The 21,993-nt window shown below is 61.4% G+C and carries 26 protein-coding genes and 2 pseudogenes; 17 read left to right on the top strand and 11 right to left on the bottom strand.

Annotation, left to right across the window (positions count from 1 at the left end; all coding sequences use genetic code 11):
• Nucleotides 1-11 precede the first annotated feature (11 nt).
• From RCH21_RS03610 to RCH21_RS03575, 8 genes are all read left to right on the top strand, one after another.
• Nucleotides 12-2,234: a heavy metal translocating P-type ATPase gene (locus RCH21_RS03610; RefSeq protein ID WP_442784654.1), complete on the top strand. Its 2,223-nt coding sequence runs from the start codon at nucleotides 12-14 to the stop codon at nucleotides 2,232-2,234.
• Nucleotides 2,235-2,312: 78 nt separating this feature from the next.
• A complete protein-coding gene (locus RCH21_RS03605) occupies nucleotides 2,313-2,705 on the top strand; it encodes a hypothetical protein (RefSeq protein ID WP_120147610.1) in 393 nt (130 codons plus the stop codon).
• Nucleotides 2,706-2,795: 90 nt separating this feature from the next.
• Nucleotides 2,796-3,707: a GAF domain-containing protein gene (locus tag RCH21_RS03600; RefSeq protein WP_326963206.1), complete on the top strand. Its 912-nt coding sequence runs from the start codon at nucleotides 2,796-2,798 to the stop codon at nucleotides 3,705-3,707.
• Nucleotides 3,708-3,861: 154 nt separating this feature from the next.
• Nucleotides 3,862-4,512, top strand: coding sequence for a GNAT family N-acetyltransferase (locus tag RCH21_RS03595; protein WP_326963205.1), 651 nt, complete (start codon nucleotides 3,862-3,864; stop codon nucleotides 4,510-4,512).
• 398 nt (nucleotides 4,513-4,910) lie between these two features.
• Nucleotides 4,911-6,302: an ABC transporter substrate-binding protein gene (locus RCH21_RS03590; RefSeq protein WP_442784661.1), complete on the top strand. Its 1,392-nt coding sequence runs from the start codon at nucleotides 4,911-4,913 to the stop codon at nucleotides 6,300-6,302.
• A gap of 170 nt (nucleotides 6,303-6,472) precedes the next feature.
• A complete protein-coding gene (locus RCH21_RS03585; RefSeq protein WP_326963203.1) occupies nucleotides 6,473-7,360 on the top strand; it encodes a carbohydrate ABC transporter permease in 888 nt (295 codons plus the stop codon).
• Between the two features lie 107 nt (nucleotides 7,361-7,467).
• On the top strand, nucleotides 7,468-8,319 hold the full coding sequence (locus tag RCH21_RS03580; protein WP_326963202.1) for a carbohydrate ABC transporter permease: 852 nt from the start codon (nucleotides 7,468-7,470) through the stop codon (nucleotides 8,317-8,319).
• A 407-nt stretch (nucleotides 8,320-8,726) separates the two neighbouring features.
• Nucleotides 8,727-8,921 (top strand): hypothetical protein, encoded by a 195-nt coding sequence (locus RCH21_RS03575; RefSeq protein WP_326963201.1) that lies wholly within the window; start codon nucleotides 8,727-8,729, stop codon nucleotides 8,919-8,921.
• Nucleotides 8,922-8,949: 28 nt separating this feature from the next.
• Here the strand turns inward: RCH21_RS03575 and RCH21_RS03570 are convergent, their stop codons facing one another.
• Nucleotides 8,950-9,756 carry a GAF and ANTAR domain-containing protein gene (locus tag RCH21_RS03570; protein ID WP_326963200.1) on the bottom strand — a complete coding sequence of 269 codons (807 nt, stop codon included), beginning with the start codon at nucleotides 9,754-9,756 and terminating at the stop codon, nucleotides 8,950-8,952.
• Nucleotides 9,757-10,114: 358 nt separating this feature from the next.
• On the opposite strand from RCH21_RS03570, the gene sigK reads away from it, so the two are divergent.
• Together sigK and RCH21_RS03560 are read left to right on the top strand one after the other, a co-directional pair.
• Nucleotides 10,115-10,816 carry an ECF RNA polymerase sigma factor SigK gene (gene sigK / locus RCH21_RS03565; RefSeq protein WP_326963199.1) on the top strand — a complete coding sequence of 234 codons (702 nt, stop codon included), beginning with the start codon at nucleotides 10,115-10,117 and terminating at the stop codon, nucleotides 10,814-10,816.
• A gap of 267 nt (nucleotides 10,817-11,083) precedes the next feature.
• Nucleotides 11,084-11,260, top strand: coding sequence for a CsbD family protein (locus RCH21_RS03560; RefSeq protein WP_120147619.1), 177 nt, complete (start codon nucleotides 11,084-11,086; stop codon nucleotides 11,258-11,260).
• Between the two features lie 132 nt (nucleotides 11,261-11,392).
• Here RCH21_RS03560 and RCH21_RS03555 read toward each other — a convergent pair whose 3' ends face one another.
• The 3 genes from RCH21_RS03555 to RCH21_RS03545 form a co-directional block, all read right to left on the bottom strand.
• Nucleotides 11,393-11,803, bottom strand: coding sequence for a MarR family winged helix-turn-helix transcriptional regulator (locus RCH21_RS03555; protein ID WP_326963198.1), 411 nt, complete (start codon nucleotides 11,801-11,803; stop codon nucleotides 11,393-11,395).
• Nucleotides 11,803-12,117 carry a DUF3040 domain-containing protein gene (locus RCH21_RS03550; protein WP_326963233.1) on the bottom strand — a complete coding sequence of 105 codons (315 nt, stop codon included), beginning with the start codon at nucleotides 12,115-12,117 and terminating at the stop codon, nucleotides 11,803-11,805. The genes RCH21_RS03555 and RCH21_RS03550 overlap by 1 nt, the downstream gene beginning before the upstream one ends.
• A gap of 214 nt (nucleotides 12,118-12,331) precedes the next feature.
• On the bottom strand, nucleotides 12,332-13,105 hold the full coding sequence (locus RCH21_RS03545) for a mechanosensitive ion channel family protein (protein WP_326963197.1): 774 nt from the start codon (nucleotides 13,103-13,105) through the stop codon (nucleotides 12,332-12,334).
• A 245-nt stretch (nucleotides 13,106-13,350) separates the two neighbouring features.
• Here RCH21_RS03545 and RCH21_RS03540 point away from each other — a divergent pair, with 245 nt between their 5' ends.
• Nucleotides 13,351-13,977, top strand: coding sequence for a hypothetical protein (locus RCH21_RS03540; protein WP_120147623.1), 627 nt, complete (start codon nucleotides 13,351-13,353; stop codon nucleotides 13,975-13,977).
• Nucleotides 13,978-14,052: 75 nt separating this feature from the next.
• Nucleotides 14,053-14,961 carry a YsnF/AvaK domain-containing protein gene (locus RCH21_RS03535; protein WP_120147624.1) on the top strand — a complete coding sequence of 303 codons (909 nt, stop codon included), beginning with the start codon at nucleotides 14,053-14,055 and terminating at the stop codon, nucleotides 14,959-14,961.
• A 164-nt stretch (nucleotides 14,962-15,125) separates the two neighbouring features.
• On the opposite strand, the gene RCH21_RS03530 is transcribed toward RCH21_RS03535, so the two are convergent.
• The gene (locus tag RCH21_RS03530; RefSeq protein WP_326963196.1) at nucleotides 15,126-15,518 is read right to left on the bottom strand and encodes a hypothetical protein; all 393 of its coding nucleotides are present in this window, start codon (nucleotides 15,516-15,518) and stop codon (nucleotides 15,126-15,128) included.
• A 167-nt stretch (nucleotides 15,519-15,685) separates the two neighbouring features.
• On the opposite strand from RCH21_RS03530, the pseudogene RCH21_RS03525 reads away from it, so the two are divergent.
• Nucleotides 15,686-16,045, top strand: a pseudogene (locus RCH21_RS03525) (helix-turn-helix domain-containing protein); the annotation flags it as partial.
• Nucleotides 16,046-16,121: 76 nt separating this feature from the next.
• Here RCH21_RS03525 and RCH21_RS03520 read toward each other — a convergent pair.
• Nucleotides 16,122-16,388 carry a hypothetical protein gene (locus RCH21_RS03520; RefSeq protein ID WP_147394326.1) on the bottom strand — a complete coding sequence of 89 codons (267 nt, stop codon included), beginning with the start codon at nucleotides 16,386-16,388 and terminating at the stop codon, nucleotides 16,122-16,124.
• Nucleotides 16,389-16,893: 505 nt separating this feature from the next.
• On the opposite strand from RCH21_RS03520, the gene RCH21_RS03515 reads away from it, so the two are divergent.
• The 3 genes from RCH21_RS03515 (at nucleotide 16,894) to RCH21_RS03505 (ending at nucleotide 18,113) form a co-directional block, all read left to right on the top strand.
• Nucleotides 16,894-17,157, top strand: coding sequence for a hypothetical protein (locus RCH21_RS03515; protein ID WP_326963239.1), 264 nt, complete (start codon nucleotides 16,894-16,896; stop codon nucleotides 17,155-17,157).
• Nucleotides 17,109-17,456 (top strand): YegP family protein, encoded by a 348-nt coding sequence (locus tag RCH21_RS03510; RefSeq protein WP_326963195.1) that lies wholly within the window; start codon nucleotides 17,109-17,111, stop codon nucleotides 17,454-17,456. The genes RCH21_RS03515 and RCH21_RS03510 overlap by 49 nt, the downstream gene beginning before the upstream one ends.
• 480 nt (nucleotides 17,457-17,936) lie before the next feature.
• On the top strand, nucleotides 17,937-18,113 hold the full coding sequence (locus RCH21_RS03505; RefSeq protein WP_120147628.1) for a helix-turn-helix domain-containing protein: 177 nt from the start codon (nucleotides 17,937-17,939) through the stop codon (nucleotides 18,111-18,113).
• A gap of 385 nt (nucleotides 18,114-18,498) precedes the next feature.
• Here the strand turns inward: RCH21_RS03505 and RCH21_RS03500 are convergent, their stop codons facing one another.
• On the bottom strand, nucleotides 18,499-19,173 hold the full coding sequence (locus RCH21_RS03500; protein WP_326963194.1) for an IMPACT family protein: 675 nt from the start codon (nucleotides 19,171-19,173) through the stop codon (nucleotides 18,499-18,501).
• A gap of 26 nt (nucleotides 19,174-19,199) precedes the next feature.
• Nucleotides 19,200-19,463: a universal stress protein gene (locus RCH21_RS03495; RefSeq protein WP_326963193.1), complete on the bottom strand. Its 264-nt coding sequence runs from the start codon at nucleotides 19,461-19,463 to the stop codon at nucleotides 19,200-19,202.
• A gap of 171 nt (nucleotides 19,464-19,634) precedes the next feature.
• On the opposite strand from RCH21_RS03495, the gene RCH21_RS03490 reads away from it, so the two are divergent.
• Nucleotides 19,635-19,859, top strand: coding sequence for a hypothetical protein (locus tag RCH21_RS03490; RefSeq protein ID WP_326963192.1), 225 nt, complete (start codon nucleotides 19,635-19,637; stop codon nucleotides 19,857-19,859).
• Here RCH21_RS03490 and RCH21_RS17150 read toward each other — a convergent pair.
• The 3 genes and pseudogenes from RCH21_RS17150 to RCH21_RS03480 form a co-directional block, all read right to left on the bottom strand.
• Nucleotides 19,830-20,189 (bottom strand): DUF3040 domain-containing protein, encoded by a 360-nt coding sequence (locus tag RCH21_RS17150; protein ID WP_442784653.1) that lies wholly within the window; start codon nucleotides 20,187-20,189, stop codon nucleotides 19,830-19,832. The two genes, RCH21_RS03490 and RCH21_RS17150, sit on opposite strands and share 30 nt — an antisense overlap.
• A gap of 41 nt (nucleotides 20,190-20,230) precedes the next feature.
• Nucleotides 20,231-20,599, bottom strand: a pseudogene (locus RCH21_RS03485) (glycosyltransferase); the annotation flags it as partial.
• Nucleotides 20,600-20,614: 15 nt separating this feature from the next.
• Nucleotides 20,615-21,217, bottom strand: a complete 603-nt coding sequence (locus RCH21_RS03480) for a hypothetical protein (RefSeq protein ID WP_326963191.1) — start codon at nucleotides 21,215-21,217, stop codon at nucleotides 20,615-20,617.
• Between the last annotated feature and the right edge of the window lie 776 nt (nucleotides 21,218-21,993).

Genomic DNA, 21,993 nt, shown 5'->3' with positions numbered 1-21,993 from the left:
GAAGAGTCATCATGAGCAAGAAACAAAACATCAACAACCAGCGACATCACCACCCGGGCGAACCGGAATCGACACACGGTCAGGCCATGCCCGACTATCACGCCCATTCGGCGATCTCCACCCAGGAGCAACTCGCTAGTGGCCACCAACCCGGCCACCCCACCGGCGAGCACGCGGGACACAGTGATCACGCGGGTCATGGGATGGACGATGATCATCAGGTCCATTCCCATGGGGAGCACGCTGGGCACTCGACCGCGATGTTCAAAAACCGGTTCTGGATCAACCTGGTCCTCGCGGTTCCGGTCGTGGCGTTCAGTCCCATGTTCACTATGCTGTTCGGGGCCATGCCGCCCGAGTTCCCCGGCTCTGCACTGATCGCTCCGATCCTGGGCACGGTGATCTTCGTCTACGGTGGTGCACCGTTCCTCAAGGGCGGTCTGACGGAGCTGATGTCCCGGCAGCCGGGCATGATGCTGCTGATCGCGATGGCGATCAGCGTCGCGTTCATCGCATCCTGGATCACGACCCTCGGAATCGGTGGGTTCGATCTGGACTTCTGGTGGGAGCTGGCCCTGCTTGTCGTCATCATGCTGCTCGGGCATTGGATGGAGATGCGGGCCCTCGGTTCAGCAGCCGGCGCCCTCGACGCCCTGGCAGCCCTGCTCCCCGACGAGGCCGATAAGGTCACCGACTCCGGCATCGAAACCGTACCCGTCAGCTCACTGGTCGTCGGCGATGTCGTCCTCGTGCGCTCCGGCGCACGTGTACCTGCGGACGGGCAGATTATCGACGGGACGGCCGAGTTCGACGAGTCGATGATCACCGGTGAATCCCGCACCGTTTCCCGTACCGTCAGCGAGACCGTCGTCGCCGGCACGGTGGCAACCGACAACGCGGTCCGCGTTCAAGTGAGTGCCGTCGGGTCGGAGACAACCCTCGCCGGGATCCAACGTCTGGTCGCCGAAGCACAGGCTTCCTCCTCCCGGGCGCAGGCTCTCGCCGACCGGGCTGCAGCCCTGTTGTTCTACTTCGCACTCGGGGCCGGGATCCTGACGTTCATTAGCTGGATACTCCTGGGCAGCCCGGATGATGCGGTGATCCGCACGGTCACCGTCCTGGTCATCGCCTGCCCGCACGCCCTGGGATTGGCCATTCCGTTGGTGATCGCGATCTCGACCGAGCGTGCAGCGAAGGCCGGGGTGCTGATCAAGAACCGGATCGCCCTGGAGCGCATGCGCACCGTCGACATCGTGCTGTTCGACAAGACCGGCACCCTCACCGAAGGCCGGCACGCCGTCACCGCAACAACTACGATCACCGGTGTCAGCGAAGCCGAACTCCTGGCTCTGGCTGCTGCAGCCGAAGCCGACAGTGAGCACCCCGTCGCCCGGGCCATCGTCACCGCCGCACGAACCAACCCCGCGGCGACGAGTCTCTCCTACACAGGGACCGAATTCAGTTCCATGACCGGACGCGGCGTCCGGGCAACCGTCAACGGATACCAGATGGCCGTGGGCGGACCGAACATGCTCGCCGAACTTGGCCTCACGACCCCTTCCGGCATCGCCGGAACGGTGCAGGAATGGGTTGGACGAGGCGCATCCGTGCTGCATGTCATCCGCGACAACTCTGTGATTGGCGCGGTCCGGCTTGAGGACAAGGTCCGGGAGGAATCCCGGGCCGCGGTGAAGGCGTTGCAAGCCCACGGGGTGAAGGTCGCGATGATCACCGGCGACGCGCGCCAGGTCGCCGACGTGGTTGGCGCGGAGCTCGGCATCGATGAGGTGTTCGCGGACGTCCTGCCTCAAGACAAGGACACCAAAGTCACCGAGTTGCAGGCCCGCGGCTTGAAAGTCGCGATGGTCGGCGACGGCGTAAACGACGCACCGGCCCTGGCTCGCGCCGAGGTCGGCATCGCGATCGGTGCCGGTACGGACGTGGCCATGGAGTCGGCCGGTGTCGTCCTCGCCGGGAATGACCCGCGATCGGTGCTGGCGTTGATCGACCTGTCTCGGGCCAGTTACCGCAAGATGATCCAGAACCTGATCTGGGCCACCGGGTACAACGTTCTGGCGGTGCCACTGGCGGCAGGAGTGCTGGCGTTCGCGGGGATCCTGCTCTCCCCCGCCGCTGGGGCGGTCCTGATGAGCGTGTCCACGATCGTCGTCGCCCTGAACGCCCAACTCCTACGCCGGATCGATCTCAGCCCGGAACGAATCAACACCGACTAGGACGGGGTTCTTGGGTGCAGATCCGAGGATCTTGGACCTGTTGGATCGAAACGGCATCCAGTAGGTTATTCACTTGCCATGAAGTACTACTCACAACTAACGAAACGGCAGGCAACCTCGGCGCTGGAGGAGTTCCTCGCCGAACGCGCTCCGGCACTTGAGCAATTCCGGCAAGCACTCAGTGGGGACGGTCAGGACCTGGACGCCATGTTGGACGGGACAACCCAAGGGTTGATTCCGCTGTGGAGCTGGGTCCTGAACCAGATAACAGGACCGGATGACGCCGAACAGCCGGTGGAGCGACGGCACCTGTTTCACAAGCTCGATGACGAGGCTCGTCATAGGCCCGATGAAGGGTTAAGGGGTATCTCGGTGACACGTTCACCGTGCAGCTCTTTGCTGGGAATTGTCGGTCACCGGTTCGAGGGTGGGTGTCGAGCGGATGAAGGTGTTGCGCCGAGGGCGGCGTGAAATGAATGACACCCTAATGTTCCCTGATGAAGGCGGGCCGTTCGGTGGCATCATGGGGAAACGAATGGAAGAGTTGGTGGAGGTTTCGACGTGCTGAATGGATACCTGCAGCAGTGGACCGCGATCCAGACTGTGCGGGCAGCGAAGCTGCAACCTGAGGACGTCTTCATGTCCTACCTCGGGCTCAGCGGGGATGCGAATGAGTTCGAGATCGAGGGATACCTCTGCGGTCTGGTCATGCTTCCGGCTGCGGATCGTAATCTGCTTGCTCATGCCATCAACGAGCTGTTGGACAGCACCGGTTCCATGGTCGACGGTGCCCATTACAGCGACCCCGACGCGGAATCCTCCTCCGGCTACAGCGACTACCTCCGCACCCTGAACCTCTCCCCCGACAGATACGATTTCGCGGCGCCGCCCGCCGGGGACCACAGCACCAGTTCCACGACCAGCACTGACATTCCTGCCTCCCTCGACACCGCCAACCCTGGTGCTGGTGGACCGGCTACAGACGGACATGAGCTCCGTGCTGATGTACATGAGAGCGAGTTCCGGCGTGTGCAGGCGTTGCACGAGTCGAGGTTGCTCGAGAGAGGCAATGAGGAGCGTTTTGACAGGATTACCCGGCAGGCACGGGACCACTTCGGGGTCAGCTCGGCTTCTATCGCGTTGATCACCGAGGACTCACAGGTCATCAAATCCGTCATCGGTCCCCTGGGTCAGGACCTCCCACGGGATCTATCTCTGTGCGCGACCACGATCAAGCACGACCGCACCCTCGTTATCACCGATGCCAGCGTCCACCCGCAGTGGCGCGATCACCCCCTCGTCGCCGGCGGGCCCGAGGTCCGCTTCTATGCCGGCCATCCCATCTGCACAGCCGGCGGATGGCGTATAGGCACCATCTGCCTCATGGACGATCAACCTCGCGCCTTCACGGACGAGGACGTGCAGGTCCTCCGGCGGCTTGCCGCGCAGGTACAGATTGAAATGTGGGTCTGACCAGGAAACTGCTGCTCGCCCAGCACGCCAGTCATCGGTCCGCGGCGTGGGTCGGAAAGGATGCTGTGTTTGTTTATCGTCGTCGTGTCGGTAGTGTTCAGCAGACACCGGGGTCCAGCCAAAGGCCAGGTTTGTGACAAGCACAGGAGTGGCAATGACGAACCTCTTGCACCCAGCCCAGACTTCCCCCGTTCTCACCTCAGTACCCGACGTCGTTGACACCCCGAATGAGGTCCTTTTTCCGGCTGGCGGTACCACCAGCCACCACGACCCCGCGATACCAGTAGTACCGGCCGGCCCGGACGAGCATGACAATGAAGTCTTCGATGAAGGACTGTCAGCAGAAGACATCAGAGCCTTATCGATCAGGCGACTGCGGGTCATGGTCAATCAGGTTTTCAGGCTGATGGACACTAGCCACCCTCCCTATGGGGTCCTGGAGCGCTATGACCTGCTCGTCGACGAGCTCGAGCACCGCGCTCACCAAGCCGCCGACCGCGGGGCTGCATATCAAGCAAAAGAGGCCTTTCGCAATAACCCCCTGTACTTCCGGTTCGAGCTGTTCGTAGACGGCAGCCTCGCCGCGTACGTGAAGTACGAGATGAAGGGCGGACAGCTGTTCCTCATCAATGGTGTGGAGCAACCCGAATTCCGCGACCTAGGCATCGACGCGACACTTATGCGCCACGTGGTACTCAACGCCCACCGACGTCGCCTAAACCTCATCCCGCAATGCCCGATGGCCTTCTCATTCCTCGCCGACCACCCCGAATACCAGGCGCTCATCGCCCACCCAACCCGCTAACAGCTCCGAGGACGCGCTGCGCGAGCACCACACCAGCTGGACGAGAGGCAGGAGTGCGCACAGGCCAACGAGGACTCCTTTCACTACATAAATCCAGCTCCGCAAGCAGCACTACCCATCCCCTTGATGCGCCACGCCTGGATTCCTGTACAGATCTGTAGCGGACCTACTCCGGTTCAAGAGCTTTATTGACGGTCGCGGGCATTGGTTAAGGCCGACCGATCAGGGTTTCCGTGCCCCTCACTCCGCCCTATATCAAGTCATGTGCATCATTGGTGGCTAGGTGGATGATCGAGCCCTATGCTCTGTGGTGGGGTGATCGATCAAAGACGACCGAGACCTGCCACCTGCGTCGTCGGGAGGCGCTCCGCGGTCACGACTGTTTTGGAGGACACGGAATGCGTCATCGATATGCGGCCTTTTGTTCAGTTATGACTGTCGCCCTTTTGGGTATCACAGCGTGTTCCGGCAGTTCAGGAGACGCCTCATCCGAGACAGACCAACTCACCGTGTGGACGACGGAGGACCTCCCTGACCGGGTCGCTTCTCAGCAAGCCATCATGGATCAATTCTCTGAGTCGTCAGGAATTGAGGTTGAGCTTGTGGCCATCGCTGAGGATCAACTGACGTCGGTCCTGTCCTCATCCGCAGCGTCAGGTGAACTTCCCGATGTTATCGGAGCGTTGTCCCTCAACGGCATGAACCAGCTGTCAACCGATGGACTTTTGGACACGTCCGCCGCCGCGGCGGTCGTAGAGGAGCTCGGCGCGGACACTTTCTCGCCCCGCTCCCTGGAGCTCACGTCGTCCGATGGCGAACAACTCTCGGTACCAAGCGATGCTTTTGCGCAGCTGCTGTTCTATCGGCAGGACCTATTCGAGCAGGCCGGCCTTGACGCCCCGACCACGTTCGAAGCAATTGAGAGAGCAGCTCAGGCTCTCCACACGGACGAGCTGGCCGGCATTGTTGCCGCCACAGCGCCCGCAGACTCCTTCACCCAGCAGACCTTCGAACAGTTCGCGCTGGCAAATGGGTGTGAGCTAGTAGGCGATGACGGCAGTGTCACCCTCAACAGCGATCAGTGCCAGGAATCCCTCACGTTCTATTCGGCTCTGCTCCGTGACTATTCGGTGCCGGGAAATCAGGACGCGGATACCACCCGAGCAAGCTATTTCGCCGGCGATGCCGCCATGACGGTGTGGTCCTCATTCCTCCTCGACGAACTTGCAGGACTGCGCAGCGATGCGTTGCCGACCTGCGCTGAATGCGCGGACGACCCGGCATTTCTTGCCGACAACACCGGAATAGTGACCGCTATTCAGGGTCCAGATGGTGAGCAGCCCGCAGGGTACGGGGAAATCGTTTCGTGGAACATCCTCAATGACGCCGCTCCTGCAGCACAGGACCTCGTCACGTTCATGATGGGTGATGGTTATCAGGACTGGTTGGCGGTAGCTCCCGAAGGGAAGATTCCCGTCCGGCTGGGCACCGCTGATAACCCGACCGAGTTCACAGATGCATGGCAAGGCCTCGAGGCCGGCGTGGACTCCAAGGCGCTCCTGTCCTCGATCTATGCTCCTGAAACTCTCGCGGAAATCAGTCAAAGCACGAACCAGTTCAAGCGATGGGGCATACCGCAGGGCCAAGGTGCCCTCGCAGCTGCTGTGAGTGGTCAGTTCATCGCCCCGCAGATCATCGCTTCAATGGTCAGCTCCGGCACCAGCGGAGAAGAGGCAGCCAGCCAGGCGCAGGACGAAGCAGAATCACTTCAAGCCGACCTGGGCCAGTGAGCTCCGAAACCGGGGGGCCGAACAAGGCGCGGAGATCCGGCCACTTCGTGACAAAGGAATAGGGCGTGCCACCGGTGTCATCAACGTCGTCGGCGTCATCAAAGCCTCCTCAGTCCTCAGCGCGCCGGCGTACCCTGGCACAGCGTGACGCCCGCACAGGTTTTCTCCTGATGTCGCCCACGTTGCTGATCGTCCTCGCCGTGGTGGTCCTTCCCCTGCTGTGGTCAGTCCTGATCGCTTTTCAGCAACTGCGGCTACTCGAGATCGGCACCGCAAGCCCGTTCAGGTCCTTGTCGTTGGACAACTTCGAACGCGTCTTCGCTTCGGGTGAATTGTGGACAAGTCTCGGTACGACCCTGGTGTACACGGCGGGCTCCGTGATCCTGTCGATCTCGCTCGGCCTGATCGCAGCCATGGCAGTCCGGAAACCCTTCCGCGGACGAACCTTCGTACGAGCCGCTTTCCTGCTGCCCTACGTCGCTCCGGTCGTCGCCGTCACCTTCGTATGGCGCACGATGCTCAGCCCTCAATTCGGAATCATCAACGAAGCCGGTCAATCACTGTTCGGCTGGGCACAACCCATACCGTTTCTTTCCGAAGCCCAACGAACCCTCGGGGCCTTCGGCGCCGAGTTCCCGGTACCTACCGCCCTGCTCACCGCGATCGCGTTCGAAGGCTGGCGCTACTTCCCCTTCGCTTTCCTGTTCCTGATGGCTCGCCTAGGAGCACTGTCGGCGGAAACAGAGGAAGCAGCCCTCGTCGACGGTGCCAGCCCGCTTCAGTCCTTCCGCTACATCGTGCTGCCACAACTGATGCCGGTTATCGCCCTGCTAGCGATCCTCCGCACAATCTGGACGTTCAACGAATTCGACGACATCTTCCTCCTCACGGGCGGGGCAGCAGGAACCGGTGTTGCCAGCGTCCGGGTCTACGAATTCCTCACAGTCCAACGCAATGTAGGAGCTGCGTCAGCGCAATCGCTCGTCCTGTCCCTCGTCCTGATCCTCATGCTCGCCATCTACATGGTCCTGCTACGGAAACGAGGAGAAAGACTATGAGTGCCCACGTGACACCCGAATCCGCTGCGCCCACCACACAACAAGCAGATACCACCCAGAAGGCCAGTTCACCCTCGACTCCGCGCCGGCGGTTCAACCGTCACACCGTGGAACGGAAAACCCTGAGCATCATGCGCTGGGCCGTCATCGGGTTCTTCCTGCTCATCACCCTGCTGCCCTTCTACTACATGGTTCTGCTATCCCTGAAACCGATCGAATCACTGCTGCGCAACCCAGCATCAATCATCGTGACGCCTACAGAATTCACCCTCCGAGCCTACGAACAGGTCCTCGCCCCCGTATCCGCCGGCGGTCAAGGATTCGGAACATTCCTTCTCAACAGTGCCTTCGTCGCTGTCAGCGCCGTCATCCTGTCTCTCCTCGTTGCTGTACCAGGCGCCTACGCGGTCGCCCGGCTGCCATTCTTTGGACACCGACAGGTCAACGCCTTGTTTCTCGCCGCATACTTGTTCCCAGCAATCGTCATGGCTATCCCCCTTTTCGTACTATTCACACGCCTGGGGCTCCGAGGATCACTCGTAAACCTCGTCCTGGTCTACATCGCACAAACCGTTCCAGTCGCCATCTACATGCTCCGCAACTACCTCGAAACCGTCCCCGTATCCGTCGAAGAAGCCGGCCTCGTCGACGGTCTAAGCCGCATCGGCGTACTACGACGCATCAGCCTCCCCCTCGTCCTACCCTCAATCATGGCGACCGGACTGTTCATCTTCATGATCGCCTGGAACGAATTCCTGTTCGCGCTTCTATTCCTCGTCGAACGACGCGACAGCTGGACGGTCTCGCTCGGCCTCTCACAACTATCCGGCAGCGCCGAAATCCCCACCACCGTCCTCATGGCCGGCTCCGTCGTTCTCACCCTGCCCATCCTCATTGTGTTCTTCTCCACCGAACGACTCCTCACCGGAGGACTAACCGCCGGCGCCGAAAAGGGCTGAACCGCCTCGCAAAGCTAAAGGTCTCGAGCAACCTGCAGCAGTCCGAATCGCACCCCCACCCACCACTGAACGAATGACGGCTGATGACCGGTTGACCAAAATAGTTTGAGCTTCAGTAGCTTTTCGTCAGATTCCGGCCTCATCGGCACCCCGTCGCCCGGATCGACGAATTGAGGGGTGGCGCATACCAAGTCGTTCAAGGCCCCCTACATAAGGCGTCGTGTCGATGAAAGGCGCCTGCAAAAACCGTCGGTGTGGCACGCCCCCCCTGCGGGCTGCTGTGGGCAAGGACCTTTTCATCCTGCGAAGTGCTGGAAGGCCTGCTTAGGCTTGTGATGTCACCCAGTTATTTCCCGAGGAGGACAAGTTGGTGTACGCCGATGAGTCACGACGACTCAGATGAGGCCTTGCGTGCCCTAATCGCCGATGTCATGAGGCAGGGGCACATCAGCACCCATGGGTTGTGGGTGTACTACTTCAGTATCGGCGGTTTCATCGGCGAGGTGGAGGTCGACGCGTACCTGCACGGGCTGATGCCATTGCCGGCACTGGATGAGGAATTGCTCGCTGTCGCCGTGGCGGAGATGTACGCGGACACCTGAGGTTCGTTGATCAGCTGAAAATGAGCTTTTAGTCGAAGTGGGTGGTGGGGGTTTCGTCGCTGGCGATGGAGACGACGTTTGCGGCGATGTCGCGGAGCTTTATGTTCCGGCTGTTCGAGGCGGCTATCAGAATATTCATGGCCGTTGTCTGGCTGCACCGGTTCTGGCCCATGACGATGCCTGCGGCGAGATTGATGACGGTCCTTGATTCCAGGGCCGAGGTGAGGTGTGCTGCCTGATCCGAAAGGTGCGCGATACGTACCGCCAGGCGCACCGACTTGGAGGCGTCACGGGCGAAGGCTTCTGCAGCACGGACCGCTTCCGGGGGAAAACCATCAGCGGCACTGGAATACAGGTTCAATGCGCAGTTGGCCTCGCCCTCCAAGGGGATGGGCACTCCGAGGATCGACCGCATGCCGTGTTCGGCAACCGCTACGAAGTACTCGGGCCACCGTTGATCGGTCCGGGTGTCACGGACGTACACCAGTTGCAGGGTGCGGGCCGCTGTCAGGCAAGGCCCGTCACCGTACGAGTACTGGATCTCATCTAATTTCAGGGCTGCCTCGCTGCTGCTGGCGAGTGTTTCGGCATGCCGGGGCCCCAACAGGGTGATGCCGCAGAGGACCTCACGGCCCCGCTCCGACAGATACTCGGCCGCTACCTGCGCCAGGCGGGTGAGGAAGTGTTCGACGTCCGGACTGTCCAGGACCAGGTTCTGCAGGAACACGGGCACATCCGCCCGCGACCCGTGGACCGGGTTACGCGACTCCTCCGCTGCCGCAGCGGGCAGGGCGCTTCCAAATTTCATAGAAGGGGCGGTGGTCGGGTCGTTCATGATTCTCCTATCCAGGAGATCAACGTGCACGGGCGCAGCAAACACCCGAAAAGCCAGGCGCGACAACCAGAGACCCTACGGCGCTCTGTACTGAGCGACACTCATCACAGTACGCCCGGAATCCTAAGTGGGCGGGGCGCCTAGTACGGTCCAGCCGCACTGCAGGTCGTAGAAGCGCTTTTTAGGCCCTACAACTCTTACTTCCGGCAGGATTTCCGCACCTTCACCAGTTCCACCATCCACTGCTGGTCCAATCGTGGTTGGCTGTCCCTAGTTTCTTTAACAATCAGCAGACTTACGACGTAGGTGTCGGAAGGCCTCTGATTGAAGACGATGGTCACTAGAAAGCGTCGCGCTCATGCTTACCGCTCAGCTCCCAGTCATCACCCGGGCCTCACCTCGCCCTCTTCCCGGCACTCCGGCCCCTGTATCCGCTGCGTCGCCTGCGCCTCCTGTTCCCAGTTCCGACCAACAGCCGGACAAACAGACGGACAGGCAGACGGACAAACAGGCGGGCGACATAGGAGTCCTCCTTTCCCGTGTCGGGCAGGGTGAGGTGCAAGCTTTCGAGGACCTCTACACGCAGACAGCTTCGCGCGTGTACGGGCTGGTGCGGAAAGTACTGGTCGATGCGCAGATAAGCGCTGAAACAACGCAGGATGTGTTCCTCGCCCTCTGGCAGGGCGCAGCAGCCCGCTTCGATCCCAATCTGGGATCCGGGATGTCCTGGATTATGACCCTCGCTCACCGTCGGGCTGTCGATAAGGTCCGGGCCGAGGAATCCCACCGGGTGAGAGACCTGAAGTGGGGTATCAAGAACCAAGACATCGGCTACGACCAGGTCGCAGACACTGTCCTGCAGCGGTCCGAGGTCGACGCCGTCCGGGCTCACCTGCTCACCCTCTCGGATGTACAGCGCGAGGCCATCTACCTGGCGTACTACACCGGAATGACCTACACCGAGGTCGCCGAACACCTCGGCATCCCCATCCCGACCGCTAAAACTCGTATCCGCGACGGCATCAAACGACTCAGCGCTGCCCTCCACAACGCGGCCTGAGCTCGACCTCCGCGAGGTCGCGTCCGGGCTCCGGTGCCGCTACTTCATTTCACGACTCATCCGCTGACACAGCCACTGATACGACTCGTACCGCGTCCGTTTTCTAGTTGTCGATGTAGCGTCACGCCTCGCAAGCAATCCCAGATCGGGTTTCAATTCATCAAAACCGTAGATCGTCAGGCACTGTTGATAAGCATCCTTACCAATGAGGTGTCGGTGCTAGAGCCGATCGCATGACCACTGAAGTCGACCGTAAGAAGAAACATCATGGGACTTGATGACAAGATCGGTAACGCCGCGCAGAAGCTCGGCGGTCAGGGTAAGGAAGCTGCCGGTCACGCGACCGGGGATGAGAACCTGAAGGCCGAGGGCCAGGGCGATCAGGCTAAGGGCGACCTTAAGCAGGCTGGCGAGAAGCTTAAGGACGTTTTCAAAAAGGACTGACGTTTCAGCCATCGACGGTTGATGTGATCGCTGATCAGCCGGCGGTCAAGGGGGTGTGCCCATACGGGCACACCCCCTTCCTGTTCCTGCCACCTTCTTACGCGCTGCCGCGCTAGTTCGCCGGCCCGTTACTTACGCCGAGTTCCGCGCGGTGCGGTTGATGATCGCGGCGAGAAAGGGGCGAAGGTCTTCGGCGTCGGTTGGTAGTTGGAGCCTGCGGAGGCATTCCTGAGCTGTGATGAGCAGGGTCCGGCCTTGCTCGGTGATGCTTACGGCCACCTGATTGTGCATCAGGCCGCGTTGCCGGATGACCCACCGATTGTTCTCGAGCGTGGTCAGGACGGTCCCGATGGTCTGTGTGCGGGCCATGACCAGGCGGGCCAGTTCGGACTGCAGGATGGGGCTTCGCTCATTGAGATTCTCGAGGATGTGGAGCCCCAGTTGGGGTAGCCCGAGGGCCTTCAGATAGGCAGCTGATTGTCGTTGCACGGCGCGCGCCGCGACGGACAGCAACTGCAGGGTAGACCAGTAATCGGATGTCATCAGGAAACGCCCTTGAACAACCGGTTCAATATTGTGACGGGTCGGTCCTTTCGTCCGAAGCGCCGAAATCTGGTTCCGCCAATGATCATGAGGGCGAATCCCAGGATCCCGATCAGCGGGATCCTCACGATAACCGCCACGATCACGAACACGAAGGCCACTAACACCATTGCCAGAGCTAAAGCTGTCCCGGCTCTACTAGCGGATTGCGGCTTGAACCTGGGATCCTCAGCTGCGAGCTGCCGCTCAAGTTTCCTCCACTGCCGACGTTCCTCAGCTGACAACGCCATCGCGTTCTCCCCACTTCTCTTCATCGACACTCATGAATCCTGTCGCGCCCAGTGCTCGGTCCTTGTACCTTTGTGCCCCTGATGAAGGAGGGCGGCCTGAACGGCGGAAGGAGTACTGCCCGCTGGCAGTACTCCTTCCGTCCTTTCCCTGAATCCGTCGTCAGTCATATCCCTGCTCCTGGGCATCCCACGAAGTAGACGAAGACGAGCAGAGCGTGAAACCTCTAGAGGGGAACGACTAAATGCGGTGAGCACCTTCGGCGGGGCCACTCTTGGCCTGCCCGGTCTGGGCTTTGGCCTGCTGAGCTTTGCCCTTGAGCTGCTGGGTTGCTGACGGAGACGCATCGGCCTGGGCCTTGATCTTGGGAGCTTCTTCTTCGGCCTTGTTCAGGTAACCCTCCCACCGGCGGGACATGGGCCCGATGAGTCCACCGCCGACGCCGACGACGATGACGCCGACAACAGCTGCCAGGACGGCGATGAGGATCGGGGTGGTGACCGTCGTGGCGATCTCGACCTGGTTCAGGGCGGCGATGATGCCGATGCCAAGGATGAAGATGCTCGCGATGTTCGCCAACACCTTGCCGTAGGACAGGCCGCCGAGCGCGTTCTGGATCAGGGAATTCACCGCGGCGGCGATGGCCGCGGCGATGACGACGATGACGATCGCGACGATGATCTTGGGCAGGAACGCGATGATGCCGGCCAACAGGTCACTGACCGGGTTCGGCCCGAAGACGCCGAACGCGAATTGCAGGACGAACAGGACCAGGAAGTAGTAGACGACCTTCGAGACGATGTCGCTGGCATCAAGGGATGACTGCGCGAGGGCTTTCTTCACCCCACCGCGCTCCACGGCACGGTCGAAGCCGACCTTCTCCAGAAGCTTGTCGAGCGCCTTGGAGATCACCTTCGCGATGATCAGGCCGACGACGAGGATGACGAGGAACAGAACAAGTTTCGGTACGAACTCGACCACGGTCGCTAGACCGGATCTAAGTGTTTCTTCCACAGAGAACTCCTTGATGCGCATGCAGAGGGCCGGCTTAGGAGCGCCCCCACGCACCGCCAGCAGATGTCAACCTCACCGTAGGACGCACCCGCAAGACAAAACAAGGGTACTGATCATCAGGCTCCTTAGGTATTCTTTTAGGCGAGGGCGTGCTCCCCCTCGGGTAGAGGTCGGCCTTCCTACCCGAGGGGCGAACGCCACCCATTTACCAGACCCGAGTGATCCCCCATGGGAAGGACATGACAATGGCAGACAAAAATATCTCGGGGGCCAGTACCCCCAAGAGCCGCAGGAACGACGTGGTCGCCGCAGAGAAGGAACGCTTTGGTGGCATCAAATGGGGCTCGGCGTTCTTCGGGTGGCTCACCGCCATCGGACTGACCGTCCTGCTCAGCGCCCTGGCAACAGCCATCGGCGCCGGCGTAGGGGCCGCTAACACCGCTGGTGCCCAAGATGCTGCTAATCAGGCGACCCAGAACGCGCAGACCATCGGGATCGTCAGCGGCATTGTGCTCGCCATCGTCCTGTTCCTGGCCTACTACTGCGGTGGGTATGTCGCAGGTCGGATGGCACGCTTCGACGGTGTGAAGCAGGGCGTCGCCGTGTGGCTGTGGGGCATCATCATCGCCATCCTGGTCGCGATCCTCGCCGCCATCGCGGGCGACCAGTTCAATGTGCTCTCCAGCATCGGCGGCGCCCCGCGGATCCCAGTCGATGGCAGCCTGCTCACCGCGTCCGGACTCATCGCCCTGGCCATCGCCGTCCTGGTTCCCCTCATCGGGGCGATCCTCGGTGGTAAGGCCGGTATGCGCTTCCACCGCAAAGTCGACCAGGTAGGCATCGACCACCAGTCAGGCATCACCAACCATTAACAACCGGCACGAACAATCAGCTAGTCACAACCAGCCAGGGACTTATTTCTGGCTCACCTCAGAAGGAGCTTCTCTATGATTTCGCAGAACGATATCGACACCATCCTGTCCGGCCGAAGCCACGTCCTGGCCTCCGACGGATCCAAGATCGGTTCCGCCGGCCAGGTCTACCTGGACGACCAGACCGGGGATCCGAGCTGGGTCACCGTCAAGACGGGCCTCTTCGGCACCTCGGAATCCTTCGCACCCCTGCAGGGCGCGAACGTCACCGGCCATGACGTGACCATCGGATACACCAAGGAGCAGGTCAAGGACGCACCCCGCGTCGAATCCGACGGCGAGCTCAGCCCCGAAGAGGAAGACACCCTCTACCGCCACTACGGACTCTCCGGCCACACCGGAACAACAGGCACCGGTAACTCCGGTAACACTGGCAGGGACTTCCTCGACACCGACACCACCCGCACGACGACCGGCACCACTGCCGGCTATGAGGCGGGCTACCAGGCCGGCGATGAGCGTATTGACCGTTCCAAGAACGGCAACACGGTCGGGCATGACACCTCCGGTCCGACGACCGACGAGGCGATGACCCGCTCGGAGGAGCAGCTCCGCGTCGGTACTGAACGCCGCGAGGTCGGCAAGGCCCGCCTGCGCAAGTACGTGGTCACCGAAAACGTCACCAAGACGGTGCCGGTGAGCCGCGAAGAAGTACGCCTCGAGCGGGAGCCGATCACCGACGCCAACCGCGGCAACGCATTGGACGGGCCCGCCATCAGCGAGGAAGAGCACGAAGTCGTCCTCCACGCCGAGCGGCCCGTCGTCGACAAGGAAGCCGTTCCCGTCGAACGCGTCCGTCTCGACAAGGAAACCGTCACCGCCCAGGAAACCGTCACCAGCGACGTGCGTAAGGAGAAAATCGAACTCCTCGACAACGACACCACCAACACCACAGACGGCACCAACACCACCGGCCGCCGCTAAACAGTTGGGACGTACACCGCCGGTAGGTAAGTCGACTGGTAGGTAGGTCGACTGCCGACACCGAAGAAGCGTAGGGGCGCTGCACACGCAGCGCCCCTACGTGTCTGTCGGGACCCCTCCCCCACCCCAACACCGCGCGAAGTTACTTGCCCCTAGTTCAGGTGTCAGGCGTCCTTTAAATGTCCGGCCAGTTTTCGCGCGGCCTGTGTATCGTCCTCGCTCAGGCCGATGTACCCGCTGTCCTCATACTGGTGGGCCTGTCCGTCGATCCACCGGGTATGAGCTTCCCAGGCTGCCTGGCGGCTCGTATCCAAAGCACGGCCAATATCCGCCCAGGAGGCTCCGACTTTCCGGGCGGTCCGGACAGCCAGCTGGCGCCCATAGACCGCTTTGCGGGCGATGACCTCACTCAGGGCGAGAAGCTCCAGCACCTCCGCTTTCGTCAGAGACTGAGGCGAGCCCTCCTCAGCCATGGAATCCCGGGCACGCAACTCGTCGTACCGTTCGACCGCTGTCCTGAGAGTAGTTTCAGTCTCGAGCTGCGCTGGAGTAGTCATGCGGCTCACAGTAGTGTCAGGCAAGCTTGACAGTCAAGAGAACTTGACGTTTTCGCTCGGAAGGGCGAATACGTCCTCCACTGGAGTACCACAGCCTCATCCATGCGGGAGCTGTCCGCGGTAGGCAACTCGACCCGCGGGTATGGCTCGTACTCTCCCCCGGCGTCCGCGCTCCTAACCTGTGGGTTTTGAACCTCGGTGGCGGGAACGTCGACACGGGCACACCCATGGGCTCGATGGTCTTTACCGTCATGGCAGCCCTGGCGCAGATGGAACTCGAGATCAAACGCGAACGCGTCAACGACTCCAACACCAAACGCCGCGATGCTGGCATGAACCTTGGCGGACGACGCCCGATCTTCTCGGACAGTCAGATCGCCAACGCCCGCCGACTCATCGAACAAGGACAACCCGCATCCCATGTCGCCCGCGACCTTGGTGTGTCTCGCGCTACGCTCTATCGGCGCATCGCCAACCTCGACGCAGAGCAGTGGATCACCGCACACCCCGGCTCCATTCCCCACTAACCCTCAGTGGAGGATGTCCAGGTACTTGAGCAACTCGCTGTCACTGGGCGACGAGCAGCCCTGATGGCGCGCTGTTCTAGCGGCGGGTGCGCGGCCGGGAGTATCGGCTCACGAGATCGTTGAGCGCAAGCGTGGCGACGATGATCGACACGGCGACGCCTGCGAGCATGACGTAGAGTCCGACCAGCATCGACATGGGCGAACTTGCCTCGGTCAGGAAACCGATACCGCCCACTGCTCCAACAACCCAAAACACAGTCACGGCGAGCAGCACCGCCATCGACGGCAGGGCCGACTTGTTGTCCCTGAGCCACTGCACTTTTCGTCCTGCTTCAATTCCCATGAGCGCCATGCTCCAAGTGTCCGACCCGTCGATCACAGAGCGGGCGAGGACACGTTCCTACTGGGTCACAATGCGGCTTCGATACACCAGCTCAGCAGTCAAACAGTGCAAAACGAGGTAGAGCACACCAGATCATTCGTGCCATCTCAATCAGCCCGCGCGAAGACCCTGGGCATATCGAGGAGGGTTCAGACTGCGGCCGGCTGGGTTGGTTGGGTTGGCGCACCTCCTGACCACTGGTGCACGGCACAAGCTCCCCCACGCTCCGCTGCTTGTCCCGCACACAAATGGACAGCAGGAACCAAGGTCCCAGCTGCACACACCCACCAACGTCACCAACACGCTGCAGCTCACCTCGAGCAACCGGTGGGCATGCACAGCCTCCTGACCGCTGTGGTGTCGGTATCAGCGCCAGAACCTACTGTTTTCATAGTTCTCAGTCTGGCCATTGAAAGTGAGTACCAGCTTCCTCGTAGCACTGCCCACCGAATAGAGGCACGTAGCCGTGGCACTCAGAATCAAGGGAACAGAAATTCTAGGTTGCTTAGCAAACCAGAGAAAGAAGATTTTAGGCTGTTTAGCGAATAGTGGAAAATATTTCCTAGGATACTTAGTGAACAGCCTGCTGAAAGAAGTCGTACCTGCCGACCACAATGGTGATTACTTGCCAGTAGGAAATAACATCCTTACCATGAATGCATTGGGTGTGGCTGGGGTCACATGGGGGAAGCCCTATCCCGATCCCGGGCCAGCCGGAACGCAGCATTGAGTTCCGGATTCAATGACGAACCCGAGCATTTCCTCTGCCCGGGTAATCAGGGGGTAGTTATGGCTGGAAAATTCGAGCTCTTCCGCGACGGAGGAGTTTCCTTCAGGTTCAGGTTGAAAGCACCCAATGGGACGGTCGTAGCCGTCTCCAAGCAGTACTCGGACAAAGCGTCAGCGGTCGAGGGCATTCACGCGGTCCGTGAGTGCGCCGGGACGGGCCTGATCACCGATCTCTGCCCCCCGATGCCCCGTAAAGCAGTGAAGAAGCAGGCTCCCCTACCCGTCGCTACGGCGGTATAACGAACCCATTGGTCCAGAGTCGCCCGCCGGCCCCCCTGGATTGGAGGACGACGGCCCGCCAGGCACACCCTAGTAGGTGTCGGGTCATCCGGGCTTCGAAGCGCTTCCAGCTCCCGGCCAAAGATATGCCGGAGCTGCAGAACAACCCGCTTCGAAGGACCAAACCCCTGTAAGTAAGCATTGCTGCGACAGCCAACCCCTTGTCCTCCCGAGGCAAACCCCCGTCCCCGCAGCCAAGTATTCACCCAGGAAAGGCTCGGGACCGTTGGGGCACTCTTTATTCCGTCAGGTGTATGGGGTGGCTGACAGTACACGTCACCGCCCCCGCCGGCGACGTAGCACGGAAGCCATGGGATGAAGCTGTGGCTATTCGGTCGTGGCTATTCGTGGGGACATTCCGGCAGGAACCAGTGTTATCGGAACAAAAAAGCGAACAGCCAAATTGAAGGAGCAGACGTGACAACGGCACAGAACAATCCAATGACAGAGAAACTGCTGACGGTCGCGGAGATCGCTGCCCGCATGCGGGTCTCGAAGATGACGGTGTACCGCCTGGTCCACTCCGGGGCGCTGCACGGTGTCCGGTTCGGCCGCTCCTACCGGGTTCCAGAAACAGCCGTGGAGCAATACCTCGGTTCCATCACCTCAGGGCACTAAACCACCGCTTGTCACCGGGCTGAGGCACGTCAGGAGCATGGGCAAACGTCACCGATTGTGGCGATGTTGATAATCAGGACACCCCATCAATGACCACCTGAACCTGTATATGTCAACTTCATCTGGGACCACGAGGACGGCTTCACTCAGGACCACGATGAGTGCGGTAGATCAACTGGGTGCTGATGGGGCATGCATCCTCGACGTTCATCGTCAGGCTGAAAACGAAGGCCCATGCAGGTGACTTTTGCTGGCGGTGGCGGGGCTTTTGCTTGGTTAGCGGGTCGGGCCGACCGCCGCTCGATCCGCAGTCGGTCCGTGGCATCGACGGCGTACAGATTGTCCGACTCGACGTCGGGCCAGCGGCGAAGCGTGGAGATTGAAGTCAGACACGGTCCACCCACTCGCAACCGACGTGCGCGGCATCGGCGGCACCGGCCGTCATGCCCGCCAGGCGCTCCCGGAAAGCCTCGAGTTCCGCGCTGCTGTCCGCGACGGCGACGGTGATCAGCACCTGGCTGGGCTGGTACGTGGTGCCGCGCACGGTCACCCCTGCGCCGCGGAGGTCGTTTTCCAGGCGCCCTGCTGTGGCGTGCGGTGCGGAAACCTGGAACACCCCGCACCGTTCTCGTTGGACGTATTGAGCGGTGTCGAGGGCCTGCGACACCGACCCTGAATAGGCGCGTACCAGGCCACCGGCGCCGAGGAGGATCCCGCCGAAGTAGCGCACCACTACGGCTGCCACATCACTGAGGTCCGTCCGGCCGTCGGCAGTCTCTCGACGCGTCAGAGCCTCGAGCATTGGAGCGCCGGCCGTTCCGGAGGGCTCGCCGTCGTCGTTGGCGCGCTGCACCTCACGGTTTGCTCCGATTAGGATGGCGCTGCAGTGGTGGCGCGCATCGTGGAACTCTTTGCGGAGTGCGGCGAGGAGGGCGTCGGCCTGCTCCTGCGATTCCACCCGCTCAAGGACGGCAATGAAACGGGAGCGCCGCACCTCGATCTCGTGCCGGTGGCGCCCGGCGATCGTCGTATACGTCGGCGCCGCTCCGGTTCCTGTCACCGGTCCAGTCTAGGCAATGGGGCTCTTCACGATTCGTGGGAACGGCTTGCTGAGGCGACAGAGCCCTCGAGAAGTTCCCCCAACCGCCTACCGAGGCCGGGTCTGCGGGTACCGACCACGATCATCGACGCATCCACCCGGTCGGCGAGGAGGGAGAGTTCGCGGGCTGGGTCCCCCGCCAGTCCCCGCAAAGACCACGTCACGTGCGTCCGGGAAAGGCTGCGCTGCAATTCATCCCTGACCCGGTCCAGGTCGGCGATGCCACCGACGGCAGGTACTGGAGCTACCACGTAGGGAACCGCCGCTGCTGCGGCGTTTCCCGCATTGAACGCCGACCCATCACCACTGCGCAAGGCTTTGACGCAGATGCGCGCTGCCGCTCAGGCGTAGGACGCACACAAAATGGCCAAGCACAGCACAGCCTTCCAACGGGCAATCATCACCGCTACGGTAACCGGCTCATGCTCGAGGTATGGGACAACCTCTACATTGAGGCTCGGACGGCGGCGACCATCATCAGAGGCCACCCCGATCTCAACGCCACAGCCGAAGCCCACGCACCCATCCTGCAAGCCTTCGAAGCCGGCACCCCGGAACTCTGCACGAAACTCGTCATCGACCACCAACACGAATACTCCACCCACCCGCACCACGAATCACCGCAGCAAGACACGTACACCACCTGACCGAGTGAGAGACAGCTGCTCGCCCCCTTCAAAGCGGGTCCCGCCAAGACCGCCCGCTGGGTGCCGCTTACGTTGACTTAGCCACCGGGAACACAGGATCACGATTCCGGTGATCACGAAAAGGGGTACACCGGTCAGGGCGCCGACCAGGATGACAGCAACGCCGACGACAAGGATGAGTTTCGGCATCAGAGCCCGACAGGCTGCGGTTGAAACAGTAAGAGTCCAGGGGTCTTCCAGTTGCGCTAGGGCCTGGGCATCAGGGAAGTCCTTGTGCAGAGACGCCTCAAGTTTCCCCCAGGCATGACGATCGCCTTGTCCTAGCGGCATTCCGTTCCTCCCCTTGTGGTTAGTGACGCCAGGGCCTGGCGTCATACCTCTACGACGGTTGCGGCGTCGCTGAGGATCTCGACGGGCTCAAAGGCGTGCTCCGCCATACGTTCAGCGATTGTGTCCCAGTGGTATCTCTTGAGTAGTCTCCGGAGCTGGGGCTGAAGATTCGAACGGTCGAGATCACGCAGCATTTGGCATGCGTCGGCAAAGCCGGCAGCATCGTCCCGGAGATAGACGACGTGCCCGAACTCGGAGACAACGTCCGGTACCCGGGTCGAGACCACGGGCAGGTTGCAGGCAAGATACTCCAAGGTCTTGGTGGGGCTGATGGAACGTGTTTGAGCACTGAGTGCGAAGGGCATCAGTGCGACGTCGAACTCCGCCATCAGCCGCGGCAGGTCCTCATAGTCCTGCTGCCCGAGTTAGGTGATGTTGGACGCCTGCGGAAGCTGCTCGGGCGCGAGCTTGGCGAGAGGCCCGATCATCCTGATCTCCCACTCGGGTAGTCGTTCGGCGAGGTCCGCGATCAGGCGGCGGTCAAGGCGTTCGTCGAGAACTCCCACATAGCCCGCGACGGGGCTCCTACCCGCTTTCGGCTTCGTGTCAGCCGTCCGGCATCGAGCAGCAGCATAATGTTCCGGGCTGACACCGCTGGGAAAGAATTCAGCGTCATGGCGTCCTTGCTCGACAACGGCCCGGTGAAGGGACCGTCCACCCGCGAAGACCACGTCGGCGCGGTGCAGCGTGCGAAGGTGCTGCTCGACGAGGGCCGGGGCAGCGTTCTTGAAGGAAGCAAGGTCATCCATCACGTCATACACGATTGTCGTTGGCCGCAGCGCCACGGCGATGTCAAGGGCCAAGGGCGTGTACAGCCAGACCACGCGTTGTCCCTGGGGAGGGCCAATGAGCTTGGGCAGCTGGTCAGCGTAATCCGGAATCACATCGTTTTCGTATCCGACGTGGCGTCCCTGCTCCGGGACTTCAAGCCACACGCGGGTGACGCTGCCAGTCTCCTCGAACGCCAACCGCCTGTCAGTAACACTCCTTCCCGGCGGAGTCACCGGTTCCTCCACGAACCAGATCTTCCGGTGTCGGCCCAATCGGGAGATGAGCTGCTGGGGACGCTGCCAGACCCCGTCCCAGCGCAGGTGGGACAAAACAATCACTTCATCCTGCATGGACGGCCCTTACGTTGGTTCCGGCGAACATCCCCGCGCGAGCGGCCGGCATCCTGCCTGCTTTTGTTGCCCCGGAGTCCTTGTAAGGGTCGGGCAGCGCGGAGGAACAGTACAGGGAGGTGGCCTCTGCCTGTTTCACTGCCGCAAACATGCGGCACCGCTCAGGGAAAGAAGTATCGACAGTCGGGTAGGGCAGCCTCCCCAACCCCTCCAACCCTGCATAGCGCCAGCCTGTGCCCAACTCCACTAAGGAGCGGTGCTTGATGTCGTAGTAGCCCGGCGCTACCCCAAGGGCTGTGCCTGCTGCACCGCGAGCCGCTGCGGATAGGGTGCAGGTGGAACCTCGAGGCGTACCAGTGCTGTCCGGGTCGGGCGGGGAAACCGTCGTTCCAAAGCTCGGCGAACAGAATCACGTCCGCCTCGGACAGCAACCCTTCGAGGGATTCAAACATCTGTCGGTCAGATGCCGGTAGTGCTTCAACATATCCGACCGTCTTTCCCTCATCCAGGCACTCTCTGATGCGTGCTCTCAGCAGTGCGGTTGCCAGTGCAAAGGACTCCGGGTGGATGAGGTCCTGCTGAACGCAGACCATGACGTCCCTAGCCCGGAGCGGAGCCGTTCG

Origin of the sequence: Arthrobacter sp. PL16 (assembly GCF_035985055.1) — a bacterium.
Lineage (GTDB): Bacteria > Actinomycetota > Actinomycetes > Actinomycetales > Micrococcaceae > Arthrobacter_D > Arthrobacter_D cheniae.
Note: the sequence above shows the minus strand (reverse complement) of the source record. Positions and strands in the feature narration are given on the sequence as shown.

Excerpts from the sequence above, each read along its gene's own strand:
- RCH21_RS03610 (WP_442784654.1), top strand. The coding sequence starts at position 12 with ATGAGCAAGAAACAAAACATCAACAACCAGCGACATCACCACCCGGGC.
- RCH21_RS03605 (WP_120147610.1), top strand. The coding sequence starts at position 2,313 with ATGAAGTACTACTCACAACTAACGAAACGGCAGGCAACCTCGGCGCTG.
- RCH21_RS03595 (WP_326963205.1), top strand. The coding sequence starts at position 3,862 with ATGACGAACCTCTTGCACCCAGCCCAGACTTCCCCCGTTCTCACCTCA.
- RCH21_RS03590 (WP_442784661.1), top strand. The coding sequence starts at position 4,911 with ATGCGTCATCGATATGCGGCCTTTTGTTCAGTTATGACTGTCGCCCTT.
- RCH21_RS03585 (WP_326963203.1), top strand. The coding sequence starts at position 6,473 with ATGTCGCCCACGTTGCTGATCGTCCTCGCCGTGGTGGTCCTTCCCCTG.
- RCH21_RS03570 (WP_326963200.1), bottom strand. The coding sequence starts at position 9,756 with ATGAACGACCCGACCACCGCCCCTTCTATGAAATTTGGAAGCGCCCTG.
- sigK (WP_326963199.1), top strand. The coding sequence starts at position 10,115 with ATGCTTACCGCTCAGCTCCCAGTCATCACCCGGGCCTCACCTCGCCCT.
- RCH21_RS03560 (WP_120147619.1), top strand. The coding sequence starts at position 11,084 with ATGGGACTTGATGACAAGATCGGTAACGCCGCGCAGAAGCTCGGCGGT.
- RCH21_RS03555 (WP_326963198.1), bottom strand. The coding sequence starts at position 11,803 with ATGACATCCGATTACTGGTCTACCCTGCAGTTGCTGTCCGTCGCGGCG.
- RCH21_RS03550 (WP_326963233.1), bottom strand. The coding sequence starts at position 12,117 with ATGAAGAGAAGTGGGGAGAACGCGATGGCGTTGTCAGCTGAGGAACGT.
- RCH21_RS03540 (WP_120147623.1), top strand. The coding sequence starts at position 13,351 with ATGGCAGACAAAAATATCTCGGGGGCCAGTACCCCCAAGAGCCGCAGG.
- RCH21_RS03535 (WP_120147624.1), top strand. The coding sequence starts at position 14,053 with ATGATTTCGCAGAACGATATCGACACCATCCTGTCCGGCCGAAGCCAC.
- RCH21_RS03530 (WP_326963196.1), bottom strand. The coding sequence starts at position 15,518 with ATGACTACTCCAGCGCAGCTCGAGACTGAAACTACTCTCAGGACAGCG.
- RCH21_RS03520 (WP_147394326.1), bottom strand. The coding sequence starts at position 16,388 with ATGGGAATTGAAGCAGGACGAAAAGTGCAGTGGCTCAGGGACAACAAG.
- RCH21_RS03510 (WP_326963195.1), top strand. The coding sequence starts at position 17,109 with ATGGGGGAAGCCCTATCCCGATCCCGGGCCAGCCGGAACGCAGCATTG.
- RCH21_RS03505 (WP_120147628.1), top strand. The coding sequence starts at position 17,937 with ATGACAGAGAAACTGCTGACGGTCGCGGAGATCGCTGCCCGCATGCGG.
- RCH21_RS03490 (WP_326963192.1), top strand. The coding sequence starts at position 19,635 with ATGCTCGAGGTATGGGACAACCTCTACATTGAGGCTCGGACGGCGGCG.
- RCH21_RS17150 (WP_442784653.1), bottom strand. The coding sequence starts at position 20,189 with ATGCCGCTAGGACAAGGCGATCGTCATGCCTGGGGGAAACTTGAGGCG.